General features: G+C 68.3%; 3 protein-coding genes. All 3 read left to right on the top strand.

The genetic code is table 11. The features are described 5' to 3' along the window. Positions 1 to 210, top strand: a 210-nt coding sequence (locus Q8Q85_09120; protein MDP3774414.1) for a hypothetical protein, incomplete at its 5' end; no start/stop codon positions are given. Positions 211 to 223: 13 nt separating this feature from the next. Then, positions 224 to 1,315 (top strand): adenosine deaminase, encoded by a 1,092-nt coding sequence (gene add / locus Q8Q85_09115; GenBank protein MDP3774413.1) that lies wholly within the window; start codon positions 224 to 226, stop codon positions 1,313 to 1,315. 49 nt (positions 1,316 to 1,364) lie between these two features. After that, positions 1,365 to 2,192: a purine-nucleoside phosphorylase gene (locus Q8Q85_09110; GenBank protein MDP3774412.1), complete on the top strand. Its 828-nt coding sequence runs from the start codon at positions 1,365 to 1,367 to the stop codon at positions 2,190 to 2,192. Position 2,193: the final 1 nt, after the last annotated feature.

The raw sequence follows: 2,193 nt of genomic DNA, 5'->3' as shown, positions 1-2,193 counted from the left end.
AGCGGCTATACCATGCTGCGTGGACTGCCGGCGGAGAACACCGGCACCGTCGATCTCGATGCGTTCATCGACTACGCGCGGAGGCTGCCGCAGCCCGTTCGCAACCTGCCCACGGAGCCCCGCGTGGATGACGGCACCCAGCCGGCGCGCGCCCGCGACGACGATCCGGGCCTGCCGAACCGTCCGGGGCGCGGCAGGAGGCGGCCGTGAAGCGGGCGGTAGGGTGACGGGAAAACAGTCGCGGAGGCGCGCCGATTCGGGGGCGCGGAGCGGCGAGCCGGAAACCGGAGCCGTCACGCGCGAGCTGCTGCGCAGACTGCCCAAGGCCGAGCTGCACGTGCATCTCGACGGCAGTCTGCGGCCACGGACGCTGCTGGAGCTGGCCCGCGACCAGCACGTCAAGCTGCCCGCGGACGACGTCGCCTCGCTCGCGCGCTACATGCACGTCACCGACGCGCGCAGCCTGGTGGACTACCTCGAGCGCTTCGAGGTCACGCTGTCCGTGTTGCAGACGCCTGACGCGCTCGAGCGCGCTGCGTACGAGCTGGTGGCAGATGGGGCGGCGGAGAACGTGCGGTACATGGAGATCCGCTACTCGCCGATCCTGAACACGCGCAAGGGCATGCCGCTCACCGAGGCGGTGGAGGCGCCGCTGCGCGGCATGCACCGCGCCGAGGCGGAGTTCGGCGTGAAGACGTCGCTCATCATCTGCGGGATCCGGAACATGAGCCCGGACGTCTCGCTGGAGCTGGCGAACCTCACGGTGGCCTACAAGAACCACGGCGTCGTGGCGTTCGACCTCGCCGGCGCCGAGTACAATTTCCCCGCCAAGAAGCACAAGGAAGCGTTCTACACCGTCATCGACCACAACATCGCCACCACGGTGCATGCGGGAGAGGCGTACGGTGCCGAGTCCATCTCGCAGGCGCTCCACTATTGCCACGCCGACCGTATCGGCCATGGGACGCGGCTGTTCGAGAACCCGGAGCTGGAGCAATACGTCAACGACCACCGCGTGCCGCTCGAGATCTGCATCACCAGCAACCTGCAGACGCACGCGGTGCGTGCGATCGAGGAGCACCCGGTGCGACGCTACTTCGACCTCGGCGTCGTGGTGTGCCTCAACACCGACAACCGGCTGATGAGCGCCACGACCGTGACCGAAGAACTGTGGCTCGCGCATTCCAAGCTGAGTTTCACCCGCGAGGAGATAGACCGCATGATCCTCTACGGGTTCGAGAGCGCGTTCCTGCCGTTCAGGGAGCGACAGGCGATGGTTGAGAAGATCAGGAAGGAACTGGACGCAACGGCTTGAGAAGCAACGACGTGATGGGTGATGGGTGATAAGTGAGGAGTGATGGGCGATGAGTGATGGGGTGGGTGGGACACCGGCGGTCCGCGCGGCGGCCGATGCGGTACGGGCGGCGATCGCGCCGCGGACGCCGAAGATCGCCATCGTGCTCGGCTCCGGGCTGGGGTTCCTGGGCGGCGAGCTGAAGGACGCGGTCAAGGTGCCGTACGGCAGGATCCCCGGCTTCCCGCTCCCCAAGGTCGAGGGTCACGCCGGCGAGCTCATCGCCGGGACGCTGGACGGGGTGGCGGTCCTCGCTCAGAGCGGCCGGTTCCACCTGTACGAGGGCCACGACGCAGCGGTCGCCGGGCTGCCGATACGCGTCTTCGCGTCGCTCGGCGTCGGGACCATCATCCTCACCAACGCGGCCGGCGGCATCCGCCGCACCTTCCGGCCGGGCACGCTCATGCTGATCGCCGACCACATCAACATGATGGCGATGAACCCGCTGTCCGGCGCCGCCCTTGAAGGAGAGGAACGCTTCCCCGACATGAGCGATCCCTACGACGGCGAGCTGCGCGGTCTGGCGCGCCGGGTGGCGGCGGAGGAACGGGTCGCGTTGGAAGAGGGCGTCTACGCCGCGATGCTCGGCCCGTCGTTCGAGTCGAAGGCCGAGATCGAGATGCTGAAGCGGATCGGCGCCGATGCGGTCGGGATGAGCACCGTCCCCGAAGTGATCGTGGCGCGCGCGCGTGGCGTCCGCTGCATCGGCATCTCTACGATCACCAATCCGGCGGCCGGCCTCGGCGGGAAACTGTCGCACCAGGAGGTGCTCGAGGCGGCGGACCGGGTGAAGGAAGACCTCGCGCGGCTCATCCGCGGGATCGTGCGCGCGCTATAGC

Source organism: Gemmatimonadales bacterium (assembly GCA_030697825.1).
In the GTDB taxonomy this organism is placed as follows: Bacteria; Gemmatimonadota; Gemmatimonadetes; order Gemmatimonadales; family JACORV01; genus JACORV01.
Note: the sequence above shows the minus strand (reverse complement) of the source record. Positions and strands in the feature narration are given on the sequence as shown.

What these genes read in the sequence shown, in the direction of transcription:
- Q8Q85_09110 (MDP3774412.1), top strand. Translation starts at nt 1,365, where the DNA reads ATGAGTGATGGGGTGGGTGGGACACCGGCGGTCCGCGCGGCGGCCGAT.